Source organism: bacterium SCSIO 12827 (assembly GCA_024397995.1).
Taxonomy (GTDB): domain Bacteria; phylum Pseudomonadota; class Alphaproteobacteria; order Rhodospirillales; family Casp-alpha2; genus UBA1479.
On the sequence record CP073746.1, the window covers coordinates 666,233 to 682,866 of the forward strand.

Here is a 16,634-nt window from a genome sequence, read left to right on the forward strand (position 1 = left end):
GATTGTATACAATCCTAAAAAGCCCGGCATGAAGGGGTTACCGGAAAAAGTAGACGTCATTGTCGTCGGCGGCGGCGGAGCCGCCATGGCGGCCGCCCTGACCGCGCGCGAACGCGGCGCCAGCGTGCTGGTGCTGGAAGCGGCACCCAAGGATTTCCGTGGCGGCAACACCCGCCACGTGCGCAACATCCGCTATGCCCATGACGCGGCGACGGATTTCGTCACCGGCCCCTATCCGGTTGATGAATATTACGATGACCTGTTGCGCGTGACCCAGGGCAATACGGACAAGGACCTGTCCCGCTTCCTGATCGAAAAATCCCTCGACGCCGCCGACTGGATGGCGGCCCGGGGTGTCAAGTTTCAGCCGCCCCTGTCCGGCACCATCGGCCTGGACCGCACCAACGCCTTTTTCAAGGGCGGCGGCAAGGCGGTCTTGAACGCCTATTACGCGACTGCGGAAAAGCTCGGCATTGATTGCCGCTACGAGGCCGAGGTCATGGACCTGAAGATCGAGGACGGCGCCTTCACCGCCGCCCGCGTCAAATACCAGGGTCAGGAACAGACGGTCGAGGCGCGGGCCATCGTGCTCGCCTCCGGCGGGTACCAGGCCGACATCGACTGGCTGAAGGAAGGCTGGGGCGAGGCGGCCGAGGGCTTTCTGATCCGCGGCACCGGCTACAACAAGGGCCGCATGCTGCGGGTTCTCATGGACCACGGCGCCGAAACGGCTGCCGACGCGGACCAGTGCCACGCCATTGCCATCGACGCCCGCAGCCCGAAATGCGACGGCGGCATCGCCACGCGGGTCGACTGCGTGATCTATTCCATCATGGTCAACCGCAAGGCCCAGCGTTTCTATGACGAGGGCGAGGACATCTGGCCCAAGCGCTATGCCATCTGGGGCCGTCTGCTGGCCAAGCAGGAAGACCAGATCGCCTTCGGCATCGTCGACGCCAAGGCCAACGACCTGTTCATGCCGTCGCTTTACCCGCCCTTGAAGGCCGACAGCATCCGCGACCTTGCCGGTCTGCTGGAACTGGACCCCGACGCCCTGGAAAAGACCGTGGCGGACTACAACGCCGCCTGCCGCGGGGGGGGCAACAAGGACAGGGAATTCAAGCCGGGTGTGCTTGACGGTCTGTCGACCGAGGGTCTGAGCCCCGCCAAATCCAACTGGGCGCAGACCATCGACACGCCGCCCTACTACGGTTATCCCCTGCGCACCGGCATCACCTTCACCTATCTGGGGGTCAAGGTGAACAAGGAAGCCCGCGTGCAGTTCAAGGGCAAGGACGGCCGCACTGTGTCCGCCGCCAATATCTTCGCCGCCGGCGAGATCGTGTCCGGCAACATCCTGGGCCAGGGGTATGCCGGTGGTATCGGCATGGCCATCGGCCTGGTATTCGGCCGCATCGCCGGAGAGGGAGCCGCCCGCAATGCCTCAAACTGAGACACCGCAAACTGAGACCCCCTTGGCCAAGATGGCTGCTGCCTCCGACGAAGCGCTGCAGGGCGATCAGCTGGCCGACCTGCACGACGAAGCCCGCCGCCTGATGACCATCTGCAATGCCTGCCGGTATTGCGAGGGGTTTTGCGGCGTATTCCCGGCGATGATGCGCCAGAACACCTTCGCCGACGGGGATCTGGATTACCTGGCCAACCTGTGCCACGGCTGCAACGGCTGCTATTACGCCTGCCAGTACGCGCCGCCTCACGAATTCGCCGTCAATGTGCCGCAGGCCTTCGCCCGCCTGCGCGCCGACACCTACCGCCGCTACACCTGGCCCGGCTTCCTTGCGGGGCTGTTCCAGAAGAACGGCACCCTTGTGTCGGTCTTGATGGCGGGCGGCATCGGCCTTGTCCTGGCGCTGATCCATCTGTTCCAGCCGGCGGAGGTCATCCACGGCGAGCACGCCGGAAACTTCTACGCCGTGATTCCCCACAACGTGATGGCCTATTCCTTCGGCAGCGTGTTCCTTTATGCCGTGGGGGTGCTGCTGTTCGGGTTCTGGCGGTTCCGCCGCGACACGGCGCCGTCCCAGGCCGACGAAACGGCGCTGTCCGTCGCGGGGGCGACCCATGACGCCTTGGTCATGAAGTACATGGGCGGCGGCGGCGTGCGGGGCAAGATGGATGGCTGCAACTATCCTTCGGAAAGCTTTTCCCAGGTCCGCCGGGTGTTCCACCAGATGACCTTCTGGGGTTTCCTGCTGTGTTTCGCGGCGACGTCCCTGGGCACGGTCTATCACTACGTGTTCGGCTGGGAAGCGCCCTACGGCTATACGTCCCTGCCGGTCCTTTTTGGCACGGTCGGCGGCATCGGGCTGCTGATCGGGCCGCTCGGCCTGATCTATCTCAAGCGCATTGCCGACCCCAACGTGCTGGTCAACGCCCAGCGCGGCATGGACACGGGCTTCCTCGCGTTGCTGTTCCTGGTCAGCCTGACCGGCCTGGCCCTTCTGGGCTGGCGGGAGACGAGCGCCATGGGGACGCTGCTGGCGATCCACTTGGGCACGGTGCTGGCTTTGTTCCTGACCATGCCCTACGGCAAGTTCGTGCACGCGGTCTACCGCTACGCCGCCCTGCTGCGCAACCGCCGCGAACAGAAGCGCTGATTTCTCTTTTCCCCTAAGCCCAACGAAAAACCGGCGCCCGTTTCCGGACGCCGGTTTCGTTTGCCGGGTCTGCCGCCGGCCGCGGGGATGCGGCCTGGGCGGCGCCCGTCAACCTGTTAGTCGTCGGAACTCGGGGCCGTCGGCGTGACGATGGTCACGACGTTCAGCTGTCCCTGATAGTCGGCGAATTCCTCGGCCGACCGGGTGGCGGCGGCACTGGCGAGCTGGGCATCGTCAACCGGCTTCGGCTGAACGATCTGGCCTTCCTGCTGCTGGCCGAGCTGCTGCGACTGGTGATCGGCGATTTCCTCGGACGACATGGTGTCATAGGGGTTGGCGGCGATAACGCTTTGGGCGGTCACCAGGGCCAGACCGAGAACGAGCGCAGGAACGACATGAGTGCGGGACAGGGTAAACACGTGAATTGCTCCTTGAGCTGCCGCGTCCAACCAGGAGGCGGGGGAGGGACAGCTCCTTAAATTCGCCGGATACAGTCGGCGGCTGCGCCGGACCAAACCGGCGAGAGGGACTCTAGGACAAAAATTAACCTCCTCATATCGAATATAAATAATGGATGATATCGAAAAAATAGAAGCTATGGAGGCCGCTTGAGCAAAAGAAAGCCGGCGCTCCCGGGGGAAAGGGGAGCGCCGGCATGGGGGGCCGGAAGGGGGATGCTGCCGGCCCGCGGCTGTGGCGGGATCAGTCGCCCCAGCGATGGGCGTCTTCGACCGGCGCGTCGACGGTCTGGGTATGGTCGCCGGTGTTCAGGGCCGTTTCACCGGCCTGGGCCGGAGCCTGGAAAAGGGCGACGCCAAGGGCGAACAGAAGGGCCGGCAGCAAAGCGGCGGAAGTACGGTAGGTCATGGTCTCTCTCCTTTGAGTGTCGGGGACGGCGACTGCGTCCCGGTGATGAGGGAGAGATGTGGATCGACCACCGTTTTCGCCAAACACAGACGATCAACGACGCGTGAGCACATAACGCGTTGAAAAACAAATATATATTAGAAAAATCGGCACGCACGAAAGCCCTCCTTGCTCACGCCCCTATCGCGAGCAGGGTTTTCCGGCGGGATGTTTTTCGCCGATTTTACCGGGAAGGAAGGGTCAGTCGAAGCCCATGAACTTGGTGAACCCGTCGACCGGTTCGCGCACCGGACGGAAGGTATTGGCGACCGCGTCCGGATCGGCATGGCCGAGCGCCATACCGCAAACCACGATCTCGTTCTCGGGGATGTCCAGGACGTCCTTCACCGTGGTGTGGAACGAACACCAGGCCGCCTGCGGGCAGGTGTGCAGGCCGAGGCCGCGGGCCATCACCATGATGTTCTGCAGGAAGGTGCCGTAGTCGAGCCCGCTGCCCATCTCCAGCGTGTTGTCGATGGTGAAGACCAGGCCCACGGGGGCGTCGAACAGAAGGAAGTTGCGTCCGTGCTGGCGGTGCATGGCTTCCTTGTCGCCCTTTTCGATGCCGAGGGTACCGTAGAGGCCCCAGCCCGTGGCCCGGCGGCGCGTGAGGTAGGGTTCTGGAAACGGATCGGGATAGTACTTGAAATCCCGTTCCTGGGCGCGTCCGGCGTCGTGTTCGGCGCTCACGGCCTTGATCAGTCTGTCCCGCACGTCACCTGCGACCACGCGCACCTTCCAGGGCTGCATGTTGGAGCCCGAGGGCGCGTAGGAGGCGGCGGCGAGGATGCGTTCGATGGTTTCCTGGGGCACGGGCGTGGGCAAGAAGGCGCGGATCGAGGCGCGCGACGTGATGGCGGTTTCAACGATTTCCGCATGGATATCCTGCGGAACGGCGGGGGAAACGGCGGCGCCGTCGTGGTTGGGCATGGTCATATTCCTTTGTTTGGTCGGTATGTTCTGACCTACCATCGAAATCCGACAAGGCCAAGTGCAGGGCATCCAACGGCGGATGAGGGAGGACGACAATGGCAGACGGCGACGGCAAGGCAGGCAAACACGCATCCAAGGATACCTTCGACCGGCGGGCGACCGCCGAGATGGAGGCGAATCTCGTCAAGACGGACCAATGGTCCCTGCGCCAGAAATTGGCGCTGACGGCGCGTATGCTGGCCCGCGAAGGCCATGGCAACGCCCTGGCCGGGCAGATCACGGCCCGGGGCCCCGATGCGGGCACCATGTGGACCGCGCGGTTCGGCCTGGGCCTGGATGAAATCCGCGCTTGTGACTTCCTGCTGGTCGACGGCGACCTGAAGGTTCTCCAGGGCGAAGGCATGGCCAATCCGTCGAACCGTTTTCACCTGTGGATCTACAAGGCGCGGGCCGACGTTCATTGCGTCGTCCATACCCACCCGCCCTATGTCTCGGCGCTGTCCATGATCGGGGTGCCGTTGAAGGCGGCCCATATGGACACGGCCATGTTCTACGAGGACTGCGCCTTTCTGGACTACTGGCCCGGCCCGCCCATCGGTGATGAGGAAGGGGATCTGATCTCGACCGCGCTTGGCGGCAAGAATTCGATCCTTCTTGCCAATCACGGACAGTTGGCGGCGACGGAAACGGTCGAGGAAGCGGCCATGCGCTCGCTCTACATCGAATACGCGGCGCGTCTGCAACTGATGGCCCAGGCGGCCGGAACGATCCAGGAGATCGATCCCAAACGGGGCAAGGAAGCCCACGACTATCGCCTGAAGCCCCAGCCCCTGAACGCCAGCTTCCATTACTACGCGCGCAAGGTCCTGCGCGAGGACCCGAATTGTCTTGAGGAATAGAGCATTCGCCCGCAACCGCCATGACCGACACCATTGATAGCAGCCTGTTCCAGCCGCCGTTGACCTTCATGGGCGTGGACTACGGCCACGACCTTGCGGGACGGGGCGCTGCCGTCCTCGGCATCCCCTATGACAACGGCACCCACCCCAGCCGTGTCGGCGCCCGCGAGGGCCCCCGCGCCATCCGCGAGGCCTCGCGCCTGATCCGCCGCTTCCGTCCGCCCGACGCCGATTTCGACCCCCTGGACCGTCTTTCCCTGATCGATTGCGGGGATGTGCGGCTGATCCCGTCCCTGCAGGACGAGGCCGAGGCCGCCATCGAAAAGGCCATCGGTCTGATCGCCGGGGCGGGCCTTGTGCCCGTGACCATGGGCGGCGACGGCAGCGTCACCCTGGGCCAATTGCGGGCCCTGACCAGGCGGCATCCGGACCTGGTGGTGCTGCATGTGGATTCCCACACGGACGCCAACGCGGGCACGGGGCGCGCCGCCGCCACGGGCACGACCTTCACCCGTGCCGCAGAGGAGGGCCTGGTCGATACGGGAACTTCGCTGCACCTGGGCATGCGCGGCACCTTTCGCGCGCCGGGGACGTTCGATCAGGCGCGGGGGCTCGGCTATGGTCTGATGACCTATGACGACCTGCGAACGCGCGGGGTTGATGTGGTGACGGCCGAGATCAAAGCCCGGCTTGCCGGACGCCCGGTCTATCTGTGCTGGGACATGGATTTCTTCGATCCGTCCTGCGCGCCTGGGGTCTGCGCGCCCATTCCGGGCGGCCCGGGGGCGGAGGAGGGCCTGCGCCTGCTGCGCGGCTTCGCCGGCTTGAACATCGTCGCCTGTGACGTCAACACGGTCAGCCCGCCCCACGACGTCGGGGGGATCACGGCGCTGCTGGCTGCCCAGGTGATGTATGACTGCCTGGTTCTGGTCTGTCAGCGGGCCGGTTAGACCTCTTTCACCCGGCCCGGGTCGGCCTTGAACCCAGCGCCCTCGATCCCGGCGACGGCGCATTCCTCGTCGCGTTCGCCCGTATCGCCGGAAATGCCGCAGGCGCCGATGATGCGGCCCGTTTCGGGATCGCGAATCAGCACGCCGCCGGGGGCGGGGACCATGCCCTTCGGCGCGGTCGAGATCACCCCCGCCATGAACTTGGGGTTCTTTTCCCGAAGTTCCCGCCCGCCGACACCGAAGCCGAGCGCGCCATAGGCCTTGCCGACGGCGATCTCGACGCGCAGGATGCCCGAGTCGTCTTCCCGTTTCAGCGCCACCAGATGCCCGCCTGCGTCCAGCACGGCCACGGTCAGCGGCGCGCAGTCGATGGCATGGCCCTTGGCCAGGGCCCCGTCGACGATGGCGACGGCCAGTTCCAGGGTCATCATTCAGATCGGCTCCGTTCCCATTAATTGATCTGTTTCATGCCGGATACAGTCCGATTTATCCGTGTTGCCCGTCAGTGTTGGGTATATTGGCGGCAATGACAATCCACGATCCAAGATGGACACCATGACCACATCCAAGACCGATACGCCTCTCGACCTCACCCTCGCCTGCTGGGACTACGACCGCGCCCAGGCCGTGCTTGACGGCACGGTTGCCGTTCCCGGCTGCGCCATCCGGGCCGAAGTCCATCCGACCTCGACCCTGTTTCCGCTCGCCGTGGGCGAGGCCCGGTTCGACGTGACGGAAATGTCCATGTCGTCCTACATCCTTGAGGTCGCGAAGGGCGAAGGCGCCTATGTCGCGATTCCCGTGTTCCTCAGCCGCGCCTTCCGCCACAACGGCTTCGTCGTCCGCGCCGACGCGGGCATCGACAATCCCAAGGATCTGGAAGGAAAGCGCGTCGGTGTGCCCGAATACCAGATGACGGCGGCCCTGTGGATGCGGGGCATCCTGACGGAAGAATACGGCGTCGACACGGATACCTTCCAATGGCGTACCGGGGCGTTGGAGCAAGGGACCCGCAAGGACCGCCTGACCCTCGACCTGCCGCCGCATATGTCGGTCACGCCCATCGAGGCGGGGGAAAGTCTTCAGGACCTGTTGCTGGCGGGCGAACTGGACGCCGTGTTCGCGCCCAAGCCTTTGAACGCCCTGGTCGCGGGCGATCCCCGCGTCCGGCGCCTGTTCCCCGATTTCGCGGCGGTCGAGCGCGCCTATCACGCCAAGACCGGCTTTTTCCCCATCATGCATGCGATCGGGGTGCGCAGGACCATCGCCGAGGCCAATCCCTGGCTGCCCCGTGCCCTCTACGACGCCTTTACTCAGTCCCGCGACCTGGCCCTGGCCCGGCTGGACGGCATCTGGCGCGGTTCCGCCAACCGCCTGACCCTGCCGTTCTTCCACGCCGACATGGAGGAAACCCGCGCCCTCATGGGGGCGGATTTCTGGTCTTACGGATTCCCGGACAACCGGGCGGAACTGGACGCCATGTGCCGCTGGTCCTGGGCCCAACACCTGGCCCCCCGGCGGGTGGCGCCGGAAGAACTTTTCCACCAATCGCTGATTTCATAAACGCCGTGGTGGCCATCTATTCCCATGTCATTCCCGTGGAAGCGGGAATCCCGTCACCCTTTTTCTTCTCACCGTCTCACTGCCTCAGTGGTTCAAAAAATAGAAAACCACAGAGACGGTGAGACGGTGAGAAATCCTGGACCCCCGCTTTCGCGGGGGTGACGATAGGAGTAAAAGTGATCGACCTCATGCCGCCGGGCATTGAATTTGTGGAGACGTAAGCCGCCCATGACTCAACACGCCAATAACGTGATTGCCTGCCGGGGCGGCGACGCCACGGTGCTGGAGCCGCGGCCCGTGCCGGAGGTCGGCGCGGGTGAGATGCTGTTGAAGCTGCGGGTCGTCGGTTTCTGCGGCACGGATCTGTTCAAGCTGGATACGGGGGCGGCGCAGCCGGGCACGGTCCTGGGCCATGAACTGGTCGGCGAGGTGGTTGCCCTGGGGGACGGGGTCACCGAATTCCAGACCGGCGACCGCATCGCCGTGCCCCATCATGTGCCCTGCGGCACCTGCCTGATGTGCCGGCGCGGCAACGAGACCATGTGCGAGACCTTTCGCGAGAACCTGATGGCCCCCGGCGGTTTCGCCGACACGGTGCTGATCAAGGCCCGGGCCACGGCCCAGGCGGCGCATCGCGTGCCCGACGGCGTGTCCGACGAGGCCGCCGTGTTCATGGAACCGGCCGCCTGCGTGCTGCGCGGTGTGGAGCGGGCGGAGATCGCCGCCGACGGCGTCGCGGTGATCCAGGGGGCGGGCAGCATGGGATTGCTGCATCTGTTGGTCCTGAAGGCCGCCCTGCCGGGCGTGCGGGTCGCCGTTATCGATCCGCAGGCCGACCGCCGCGATCTGGCGGTGAAACTGGGCGCCGACGCGCCGGCCGCGCCGGGGGAAGCCGCCCAGACCGCCGTCGGAAACCTCAGCAACGGCGCCGGGGCTGATGCCGTGTTCGACACGGTCGGCGGTGCCGGGCCGCTCAAGGCGGCGCTCGGCCTGACCCGCCAGGGCGGCAGCGTGGTTCTGTTCGCCCATGCGCCGGACGGCCAGGCGGCGGATTTCGACCTCAACGACCTGTTCAAGTACGAGCGCCGCATCCTCGGCACTTATTCCGGCGCGGTCCACGAACAGGGGCGGGTGTTCGACCTGATCGCCTCGGGGGCGCTGGACCCGACGCCGCTGGTCACCCACAAGATGCCCTTGGACGATTTCCAGACGGGCCTGGACCTCGTCCGCGCGCGCAAGGCGCTCAAGGTTCTGTTCACACCGTCCCGCGCGGCGGAAGGAAGCTGACGCCATGACCCGCATGATGAAGGGGGCCATGCTGCTCGGCCCCGAGAAAATCGAGGTCCGCGACCTGCCCGTGCCGGAGCCCGACGACGGCGAGATCATTCTCAGCATCGAGGCCGCGACCACCTGCGGCACCGACGTGAAGGTGTTCAAGCGCGGCGGTCATCCCCGCATGCTCAAGGTGCCGACCCTGTTCGGCCATGAAATGGCGGGCCGGGTGGCGGCCATGGGAAAGGGTGTTGCCAAGTTCAAGGAAGGCGACGCCGTGGTGGTCGCCAATTCCGCCCCCTGCGGCGACTGTGACTACTGCGCGCGCGGGCGGGAAAACCTCTGCACCGATCTGCAATACATCAACGGCGCCTTCGCCGAATTCATCCGCATCCCGGCCCGCTTCGTCGACCGCAACACCTATAAAATTCCCAAGGGCCTGGCCTTCGGCAAGGCGGCGCTGACGGAACCGCTGGCCTGCGTGCTGCACGGCATGGACGCCTGCGAATTGGACAAATACGGCCCGGGGACCGAGGTCGTCCTGTTCGGCGCCGGGCCCATCGGGCTGTTGTTCGTGGGGGCGCTGGCGCGGGCCGGACATCGGGTCATTCTGGCCGACCCCAACCCGCCGCGCCTGGACGTGGGCAAGCAGTTGGGCGCGGCCCAGGTCGTGCAGATCGACCGCGGCGGAAACCAATCAGACAAGGTCAAGGCGCTGACCGAGGGCGGGCTAAATGGAACGCATGGGGGCGCCTGGGTCGCCGTCGATGCCTCCGGCGTGCCGGAAGTCTGGGTTGACGCCATCAACTCCGTGCGCCCCGGCGGCCTGATCAACCTGTTCGGCGGCTGCGCCCCCGGCACCTCGATCCCCCTCGACACCCATGCCGTCCACTACAGCGAACTGACGGTAAAGGGTGTGTATCACCACCGCCCCGACACCATCCGCCGGGCGTTGGACATGCTCGCCGACCCCGCGTTCAAGGCCGACCTGATGCTCACCGCCGAAATGCCCGTGGCGCAGACCGAGGCGGCGCTCCGCGCCATGATCGCCAAGGAAGCGTTGAAGGTGGTTATTCGGGGGGGGGATGATTAGGGGGTGCGTTATCTCCATGTGGCAGACATTGTGGTCTCTAATGGAATTAACTGCGCAAAGCTTTAATCACGTCATTTGCAGTGCTTTTATTTTCAATAAAAAATTCTTCAGCAAACCCGTAAGAGTCTTGCCAATTTGGAAAAATTGCGGCGAATGCTCCAATGCATTCGATCAATTTTTCTCTAACCGTATCCGGGGCGGAACTTCGATCAACAACTCCATCCATGAACATTGATGTCATTGTTTTTTTTAACTCTTGTTCAAAAAATTCCCATGCCTCGCGACCTTTGTCGCGGCCGAAAAATGTTTTTTTTCCTCGGTTTTTTTGGAACTTTGCCATCGCCATCACTAATTTCTGAAGGGAATTAAAAGTGTGTGGAATGGCTTCTTGGAGAATTGGCAGAGATTCATAATTTGTCGTCGCCATTTTTGCCTCCCGAAAGCGCCTTACAGCTCTTGGTAGATTAGTATTCACGTCAATACGTGTCTATATTCCGCGTAATCTGTACAATCGTATTAATTGACCCACTTTTCTGCGCTGTTACGCCCACTCGGCGGTTGATAACGCCCAACTGAATCCGTCACACACGACCCCATGGACTGCCGCCCCGCCGGTGATAAAGTGATGTCGTCGCACCGATCCGGGGAACATCATGCAACGCTTCACCACCTTCGCGCTTTTCGTGCTCGCCACGCCTGTGCTTATCGGGCTGGCGTTTTTTCATCTTTGGCTTATTCCCATCGCCGCGATCGCGGCCGCGTTGACGGCGCTGGGGGTGTGGGATCTGTGCCAGACGCGCCATGCGATCATGCGGAACTATCCGATCGTCGGGCACATGCGCTGGTTGTTCGAGGGCATCCGTCCTGAGATCAGGCAATATCTGATCGAAAGCGATCAGGACGAGCAGCCGTTCTCGCGCGAGCAGCGCTCCCTGGTCTATCAGCGCGCCAAGGGGGTCGAGGACAAGCGTCCCTTCGGCACGCGCGAAGACGTCTACGCCCCCGGCTTCGCCTGGCTGACCCATTCGGTCAACGCCAAGCATATCGACGACCACGATTTCCGCGTGCGCATCGGCGGGCCGGACTGCAAGCAGCCCTATGAGGCCTCGCTCTACAACATCTCGGCCATGAGCTTCGGCGCGCTCAGCGCCAACGCCATCCAGGCGCTCAACACCGGCGCCAAGATGGGCGGCTTCGCCCACGACACGGGCGAGGGCGGCATCTCGCGCTACCACCGGGAGGGCGGCGGCGACCTGATCTACGAGATCGGTTCGGGCTATTTCGGCTGCCGCGCCGACGACGGCACGTTCAGCCCCGAGCGCTTCAGGGAACAGGCCGCGTCGGAGCAGATCAAGATGATCGAGGTCAAGCTGTCCCAGGGGGCCAAGCCGGGCCATGGCGGCGTGCTGCCGGCGGCCAAGGTGACGCCGGAAATCGCCGAGGCCCGGGGCGTGCCCATGGGCCAGGACTGCGTGTCGCCGGCCGGTCATTCGGCCTTCACCACGCCCATCGAGTTCATGGAATTCTTAGGGACGCTGCGCGAGCTGTCCGGCGGCAAGCCGGTCGGCTTCAAATTGTGTATCGGCCATCGGCGTGAATTCATGTGCATGGTCAAGGCCATGCTGGAAACCGGGATCATCCCCGACTTCATCGTCGTCGACGGGACCGAGGGCGGCACCGGGGCGGCCCCCCTGGAATTCACCAACCACATCGGCACGCCGATGATCGAGGGCCTGACCTTCGTCCACAATACCCTGCGCGGGGCGGGCATCCGCGACCGCGTGCGCATCGGGGCGGCGAGCAAGCTGGTCACCGCCTTCGACATTTCCCGCGCCCTCGCCCTGGGGGCGGACTGGTGCAATTCGGCACGCGGCTTCATGTTCGCGATCGGCTGCATCCAGGCCCAGGCCTGCCACACCAACGCCTGCCCGACGGGCGTGGCGACGCAGGATCCGCTGCGTCAGCGCGCACTGAACGTCGACGACAAGTCCCAGCGCGTCGCCCGTTTCCACGCCAACACGCTGCGCGCCGTGGCCGACATGGTGGGGTCTGCGGGGCTCGACAATCCGGGCCAACTGCACCCCAAGCATTTCAACGTGCGCCAGAACAGCGGCGAGACCGTCGCCGGCGACATCGCCTATCCGGAATGGCCCGTGGGCGGGTTGCTCGACGGGACCTGCGATCCCGAACAGATGGTGCGCTGGTCGAAGGCGCGGGCGGATACCTTCCGCGAAGTCGGCGGCGAACGGCGCGGCAAGGCCCGCCGTCAGGTCGGCGCCGTCACGCCCTAGGACGCCAGCCGTTCGGGAATGAACCGCTCCTTCGCCGGGGCCGGCATGCCCAAATCGGCGGCCTGGCGGGTTTCGAAGGCGAGCCGCACGTCATCGTATTCATGGCCGCGAATGCCGCCCCGCACCGTGCCCGGTTCGATGGACCGGAAGTAACCGCCCCAGCTTTCCGGCATGCGCAGGGAATTGGGCGTCGCCAGCCACAGGCGATAGAGCAGACGCTTGCGGTCTTCGTCCTCATGATCCTCGAACGGGGTGCGCGAATGCAGCATGACGTGGTTGTTCATGATCTGCAGGTCGCCGGGCTCCAGCCACATGGTGAACATGACCTCCGGGCGGCGCAGAATGTCGTCCAGCAGGTTCGTGCATTCCTTCTGCGCGTCGGTCAATTGCGGCACACCCAGGATTTCCTGGGCCGTGCGCACGCGGTTGCGGTTCCATTTGCCGAACATGTGGCCCTCGGCCATGTCGAACAGCGGCTGGCTGTAATAGGGGCCTTCGTCGGGGGCCTGTTCCGTGTTGCGCGAGAAATAGAACGGCTGACAGGCGATCTCGGCCAGGTCCGGGCGTTCGGCCAAAAGGATGTTCCAGGCGGTGATGCTGGAGGACACCATGCTCTGGCCGCCCGACTTCGCCTTGTTGAAACAGGCCAGGGTGACCAGATCGCAGCCGTCCGTGTGGAAATCCAGCCCGGCGTTGGAATTGTAGCCGCGCCCGTTGGCGGCGCGGTAGGTATGGCCCACGGCGCGGACCTCGGAAATGTATTGCGATTTGATGCCCTGGGGCCGGGCGACGCCGAAGTGCAGGCCGATGGCCCAGTTCATGAAGCGGAATTCGGGGGCGCTTAATTCATCCCGCGGCAGGCCCTTGACCAGGGCGATGCCGCGCCTTCCATGGGCTTCCATCATGGCGTCGGTGATGGTCTTGAGGGCCGGGCCCAGATCGACGTCGTTGCGCCGGTAATCGAACAGAGGGCGGTCGGCGTCGAAGGCGGCCTTCGTCGCATCGGCCAACTGGCCGCGCGCCGCGTCGTCGAGCCGGAAGATCCAGGTTTTGTCCTGTTCGATTTCGGAAACCCGCCAGGCGGCGGGGATGTCGATATGGGGGAAGGTCATCGTAAGGGCTCCTGATGCGGCGGGGCCATGGGCGCCCCGGTGAGAACGCGGCTAATCTATCGGCAATCTCATTGAAAGAAAAATACGATGATTATATAAACTGATAGATAATTATGATTAATCTGTCTCCCGCCGATCTGGACGCTTTCATCGCCGTCGCCGAAACCGGAAGCTTCCGGCAAGCGGCGCAGACGCTCGGCGTGTCGCAGCCGACGATCTCCGCCCGCATCCAGCATCTTGAAGCCGTTCTGGGCGTGCGCCTGTTCCACCGCACCACCCGGCGCGTGGTCATCACCGATGCCGGCGAGCGCCTGCGCGGGCGGGTCGAGCGCATGGTGCTGGAAACGCGCGCCCTGCTGCGCGAATTCCGCGAAGAAGCCCATCTGGGGCGCGGCCGGGTCACGGTCGGGGCCTCGCCTTCGGCGGCGGCGGCCATTCTGCCCCGGGTGATCGGTGAATTCCGCCGCCGTCATCCCGCCGTCGAAGTCGTGCTTTTCGACGACTTCTTCGGCCAGGTCATGGACCGGGTGATGCGGGGTGAGGTCGATTTGGCCGTATCGCCCTTTGTCGGGGACGAGACGCCTTTCCGTATCGATCCGCTGTTGACCGACACGGTCATGCTTGCGGTGCGCGAGGACCATGCGCTTGCGGCCCGGGAGTCGGTAACCCTGGCCGAGATCGGGGCCGAGCGCTTGATTTCCATGCCGCCGGAATCCGCCGCCTGGGCCTATACGCGCCGGGCCTTCGAAGACGCCGGGGTCGATTATGCGCCTGTGTTCATGACCCGCTATGCCCTGACCCTGGTCAATCTGGTCAAAGAAGGGGTGGGGGTCGGACTGGTCGCGGGGCTGGTTGCCCGTGTGCTCGACATGCGGGGGCTGAAGCTGCTGCCCGTGGCCGACGTGGATCTGACCCGCCGGGTCTCGCTCATCCGGGCCCGCGACCGCGCCCTGACCCCGGCGGCCCAGGCGTTCTGCGACCTGCTGCGCCAGACGGCCAAGCGGCTTTAGGGCCCCCTCACCCTGTCCTCTCCCCCGTGCCGGGGGCGAGGGGACACCCGCCGTACGATCACGGCACCCTTCTCCCTCTCCCCTTTGGGGAGAGGGTTGGGGTGAGGGGAGGGGGAGTAAGAAAGAAGCGGGCGCCCGCCGCCTAAACTGGCACCGGCCCCCGGATCGTGGTGCGCCACAACAGGCGGCGCTGCGGTTGGTCATAATCCAGGATCGCCTTGTGCTGCACCGTGCAATTGTCCCACACCACCAGTTGATCGACCTGCCATTGATGGCGGTAGACGAATTCAGGGCGCACCACGTGTTCGGAAAGCGCGTTGATCAGGTTGCGCGCCGCGTGATCGTCCATGCCGACGATGCCGGTGCAGTCGTCGTGGTTGACGTAAAGGCTTTCCCGGCCCGTGCGTGGATGGCGGCGCACGATGGGATGGTCCACGGGCGGGTACTGGGCGATGGCTTCGGCGCTGGGCTTTACCGGGCGCTTGCGGCCCTGGAAATCGAAGATGGCGCGCTTGCCCCGCAGAAACGTCTTCATTTCCTCCGGCAGCGCCTCAAATGCGGCGGCGGCGTTGGCGAAGCCCGTGTCGCCCAGGATCAGGCCATGCAGCACCGGCACCTCGCGGGCGTAGAGCATGGTCGCCAGGGCCGGGTTCCGGGCGTAGCACATGTCCGAATGCCATTCCTCGCCGGCGCGGGCGGAGCCGACGGGCTTGCCGTCCACGGTGACGTTGGAGATGACGTAAAGTTCCGGGCTGCCGCCCAGGCCGTAGCGGGCGGCGTTGTGGTTGATTTCCACGGGTCCGAAGATGCGGCTGAAGGTGACCTGCTGTTCCGGGGTCAGGTGCTGGTCGGGAAACACCAGAATGCCGTGGATGCCCAGCGCCTCGGTGATCGCCGCCGCCGTTTCGGCGGTCGGCGGTTCGGACAGGTCGACGCCGGTGACCTGGGCCCCCACGGCGGCGTCCAGGGGCTGCACGGACAGTTGTGCGTGATCAAGCATGGCAGGGGTCCTCCCAAGACCGGTGACCGGCGCGGTTTTCCGCGTTCCGGGCAGTCAGGATAGGACCGTTCCGGCCCCGCCGCTATGGACGATTCCTAACGCCGGGGTTGAGGTTTTCTCTGTCGGTTTTAGGCGAAGCGGTCTGTGAAAAAGGCCCGGATACGGGCGTTGGCCAGGTCCGGGCTTTCCCAGGCGACGAAATGCCCGGCGCCTGGGGCCTGTTCCAGGGTGATGTCGGTGAACACGCCGGTCAGGGTTTCCTGCCATTCGGCGCGTAGGATCGGATCGGCCGCACCCCATAGGGAATAGGCGGGGATATCCAAGGGTGGATGGTTCTCCCCGCCCGCCGCCATGGCCTTGAGCCGCCGGTCGTTGGCGCAGGCGTACCAGCGGAACCCGCCCGCCAGGTTTCCGGGCTTGAGGAAATTATCGACCCATTCTTCCAGCACGGCCCCGTCGAAGGCGTCGGCTGATCCCGCCCAATGGCTAAGGAAATGGCGGAAATAGACGCGGCAGCTGTCGCGCGACGCGCCGACCAGTTCCTGGGCCAGGGGCAGTTGATGAAACGACTGATACCAGATTTCCCGCAGCTGCTGGCCCTGGACCCAGCGTGGCCCGATGCCGAAGTGCGGGCAGTCGAAAAAGAACAGGCCAGCCACGCGCTCGGGATGCTTGCGGGCGTAGTCCTGGGCCAGGAATCCGCCGATGTCGTGGCTGACGATGCCGACGCGGTCCAGCCCCAGGCCGTCGACCAGGGCTTCGATATCGGAAACGTAATGGGCGACGTTGCGGGCCTCCGCCCCCCGGCTGTCACCGAAATTGCGCAGGTCCGGGGCAATAACGTCGAAGGTTTCGGCCAGCACGGGCAGATTGTTGCGCCATACGCCCGACCATTCGGGCCAGCCGTGCAGGAACAGCAGCGGCGGGCCGCTGCCTTGGCGGCGGTAGTGAAGGCGCAGGTCGGGCAGGTCGAGGAAATTCATGGCC

17 protein-coding genes are annotated in these 16,634 nt (G+C 64.8%); 9 read left to right on the forward strand and 8 right to left on the reverse strand.

The features are described from left to right. Positions 1–28 precede the first annotated feature (28 nt). Both tcuA and tcuB read left to right on the forward strand, forming a co-directional pair. Complete coding sequence (gene tcuA, locus KFF05_03130; GenBank protein ID UTW52383.1) at positions 29–1,453, forward strand: FAD-dependent tricarballylate dehydrogenase TcuA; 1,425 nt, start codon at positions 29–31, stop codon at positions 1,451–1,453. A 31-nt stretch (positions 1,454–1,484) separates the two neighbouring features. Next, the gene (gene tcuB / locus KFF05_03135) at positions 1,485–2,618 is read left to right on the forward strand and encodes a tricarballylate utilization 4Fe-4S protein TcuB (GenBank protein UTW52384.1); all 1,134 of its coding nucleotides are present in this window, start codon (positions 1,485–1,487) and stop codon (positions 2,616–2,618) included. Between the two features lie 116 nt (positions 2,619–2,734). On the opposite strand, the gene KFF05_03140 is transcribed toward tcuB, so the two are convergent. The 3 genes from KFF05_03140 to KFF05_03150 all read right to left on the reverse strand — a co-directional run bounded on the left by KFF05_03140 (position 2,735) and on the right by KFF05_03150 (position 4,454). Next, a complete protein-coding gene (locus KFF05_03140) occupies positions 2,735–3,037 on the reverse strand; it encodes a hypothetical protein (GenBank protein UTW52385.1) in 303 nt (100 codons plus the stop codon). 283 nt (positions 3,038–3,320) lie between these two features. Beyond that, the gene (locus KFF05_03145; GenBank protein ID UTW52386.1) at positions 3,321–3,485 is read right to left on the reverse strand and encodes a hypothetical protein; all 165 of its coding nucleotides are present in this window, start codon (positions 3,483–3,485) and stop codon (positions 3,321–3,323) included. Between the two features lie 240 nt (positions 3,486–3,725). Beyond that, positions 3,726–4,454: a nitroreductase gene (locus tag KFF05_03150; GenBank protein ID UTW52387.1), complete on the reverse strand. Its 729-nt coding sequence runs from the start codon at positions 4,452–4,454 to the stop codon at positions 3,726–3,728. A 98-nt stretch (positions 4,455–4,552) separates the two neighbouring features. On the opposite strand from KFF05_03150, the gene KFF05_03155 reads away from it, so the two are divergent. Both KFF05_03155 and KFF05_03160 read left to right on the forward strand, forming a co-directional pair. Beyond that, a complete protein-coding gene (locus KFF05_03155) occupies positions 4,553–5,356 on the forward strand; it encodes an aldolase (GenBank protein ID UTW52388.1) in 804 nt (267 codons plus the stop codon). 20 nt (positions 5,357–5,376) lie between these two features. Next, positions 5,377–6,306, forward strand: a complete 930-nt coding sequence (locus tag KFF05_03160) for an arginase family protein (protein UTW52389.1) — start codon at positions 5,377–5,379, stop codon at positions 6,304–6,306. Here KFF05_03160 and KFF05_03165 read toward each other — a convergent pair. Next, positions 6,303–6,737: a heme-binding protein gene (locus KFF05_03165; protein UTW52390.1), complete on the reverse strand. Its 435-nt coding sequence runs from the start codon at positions 6,735–6,737 to the stop codon at positions 6,303–6,305. The genes KFF05_03160 and KFF05_03165 overlap by 4 nt on opposite strands. Positions 6,738–6,861: 124 nt before the next feature. Between KFF05_03165 and KFF05_03170 the strand changes: the two genes are divergently transcribed. The 3 genes from KFF05_03170 to KFF05_03180 all read left to right on the forward strand — a co-directional run bounded on the left by KFF05_03170 (position 6,862) and on the right by KFF05_03180 (position 10,234). Further along, the gene (locus KFF05_03170) at positions 6,862–7,869 is read left to right on the forward strand and encodes an ABC transporter substrate-binding protein (protein ID UTW52391.1); all 1,008 of its coding nucleotides are present in this window, start codon (positions 6,862–6,864) and stop codon (positions 7,867–7,869) included. Positions 7,870–8,097: 228 nt separating this feature from the next. Continuing rightward, the gene (locus KFF05_03175; protein UTW52392.1) at positions 8,098–9,156 is read left to right on the forward strand and encodes an alcohol dehydrogenase catalytic domain-containing protein; all 1,059 of its coding nucleotides are present in this window, start codon (positions 8,098–8,100) and stop codon (positions 9,154–9,156) included. Between the two features lie 4 nt (positions 9,157–9,160). Beyond that, positions 9,161–10,234: an alcohol dehydrogenase catalytic domain-containing protein gene (locus tag KFF05_03180; protein ID UTW52393.1), complete on the forward strand. Its 1,074-nt coding sequence runs from the start codon at positions 9,161–9,163 to the stop codon at positions 10,232–10,234. 46 nt (positions 10,235–10,280) lie between these two features. Here KFF05_03180 and KFF05_03185 read toward each other — a convergent pair whose 3' ends face one another. Then, the gene (locus KFF05_03185) at positions 10,281–10,661 is read right to left on the reverse strand and encodes a hypothetical protein (protein UTW52394.1); all 381 of its coding nucleotides are present in this window, start codon (positions 10,659–10,661) and stop codon (positions 10,281–10,283) included. Between the two features lie 226 nt (positions 10,662–10,887). Between KFF05_03185 and KFF05_03190 the strand changes: the two genes are divergently transcribed. After that, a complete protein-coding gene (locus KFF05_03190; protein ID UTW52395.1) occupies positions 10,888–12,525 on the forward strand; it encodes an FMN-binding glutamate synthase family protein in 1,638 nt (545 codons plus the stop codon). Here KFF05_03190 and KFF05_03195 read toward each other — a convergent pair. Then, positions 12,522–13,637: a TauD/TfdA family dioxygenase gene (locus KFF05_03195; GenBank protein UTW52396.1), complete on the reverse strand. Its 1,116-nt coding sequence runs from the start codon at positions 13,635–13,637 to the stop codon at positions 12,522–12,524. The two genes, KFF05_03190 and KFF05_03195, sit on opposite strands and share 4 nt — an antisense overlap. 113 nt (positions 13,638–13,750) lie before the next feature. Between KFF05_03195 and KFF05_03200 the strand changes: the two genes are divergently transcribed. Continuing rightward, positions 13,751–14,647, forward strand: coding sequence for a LysR family transcriptional regulator (locus KFF05_03200; protein UTW52397.1), 897 nt, complete (start codon positions 13,751–13,753; stop codon positions 14,645–14,647). Positions 14,648–14,789: 142 nt separating this feature from the next. On the opposite strand, the gene KFF05_03205 is transcribed toward KFF05_03200, so the two are convergent. Next, a complete protein-coding gene (locus KFF05_03205) occupies positions 14,790–15,647 on the reverse strand; it encodes a TauD/TfdA family dioxygenase (protein UTW52398.1) in 858 nt (285 codons plus the stop codon). Positions 15,648–15,775: 128 nt separating this feature from the next. After that, entirely contained in the window at positions 15,776–16,630 is an 855-nt protein-coding gene (locus KFF05_03210) for an alpha/beta hydrolase (protein UTW52399.1), read from the reverse strand. Positions 16,631–16,634: the final 4 nt, after the last annotated feature.

What these genes read in the sequence shown, in the direction of transcription:
- tcuA (UTW52383.1), top strand. Translation starts at nt 29, where the DNA reads ATGAAGGGGTTACCGGAAAAAGTAGACGTCATTGTCGTCGGCGGCGGC.
- tcuB (UTW52384.1), top strand. Translation starts at nt 1,485, where the DNA reads ATGGCTGCTGCCTCCGACGAAGCGCTGCAGGGCGATCAGCTGGCCGAC.
- KFF05_03145 (UTW52386.1), bottom strand. Translation starts at nt 3,485, where the DNA reads ATGACCTACCGTACTTCCGCCGCTTTGCTGCCGGCCCTTCTGTTCGCC.
- KFF05_03150 (UTW52387.1), bottom strand. Translation starts at nt 4,454, where the DNA reads ATGCCCAACCACGACGGCGCCGCCGTTTCCCCCGCCGTTCCGCAGGAT.
- KFF05_03155 (UTW52388.1), top strand. Translation starts at nt 4,553, where the DNA reads ATGGCAGACGGCGACGGCAAGGCAGGCAAACACGCATCCAAGGATACC.
- KFF05_03160 (UTW52389.1), top strand. Translation starts at nt 5,377, where the DNA reads ATGACCGACACCATTGATAGCAGCCTGTTCCAGCCGCCGTTGACCTTC.
- KFF05_03165 (UTW52390.1), bottom strand. Translation starts at nt 6,737, where the DNA reads ATGATGACCCTGGAACTGGCCGTCGCCATCGTCGACGGGGCCCTGGCC.
- KFF05_03170 (UTW52391.1), top strand. Translation starts at nt 6,862, where the DNA reads ATGACCACATCCAAGACCGATACGCCTCTCGACCTCACCCTCGCCTGC.
- KFF05_03175 (UTW52392.1), top strand. Translation starts at nt 8,098, where the DNA reads ATGACTCAACACGCCAATAACGTGATTGCCTGCCGGGGCGGCGACGCC.
- KFF05_03180 (UTW52393.1), top strand. Translation starts at nt 9,161, where the DNA reads ATGACCCGCATGATGAAGGGGGCCATGCTGCTCGGCCCCGAGAAAATC.
- KFF05_03185 (UTW52394.1), bottom strand. Translation starts at nt 10,661, where the DNA reads ATGGCGACGACAAATTATGAATCTCTGCCAATTCTCCAAGAAGCCATT.
- KFF05_03190 (UTW52395.1), top strand. Translation starts at nt 10,888, where the DNA reads ATGCAACGCTTCACCACCTTCGCGCTTTTCGTGCTCGCCACGCCTGTG.
- KFF05_03195 (UTW52396.1), bottom strand. Translation starts at nt 13,637, where the DNA reads ATGACCTTCCCCCATATCGACATCCCCGCCGCCTGGCGGGTTTCCGAA.
- KFF05_03200 (UTW52397.1), top strand. Translation starts at nt 13,751, where the DNA reads ATGATTAATCTGTCTCCCGCCGATCTGGACGCTTTCATCGCCGTCGCC.
- KFF05_03205 (UTW52398.1), bottom strand. Translation starts at nt 15,647, where the DNA reads ATGCTTGATCACGCACAACTGTCCGTGCAGCCCCTGGACGCCGCCGTG.
- KFF05_03210 (UTW52399.1), bottom strand. Translation starts at nt 16,630, where the DNA reads ATGAATTTCCTCGACCTGCCCGACCTGCGCCTTCACTACCGCCGCCAA.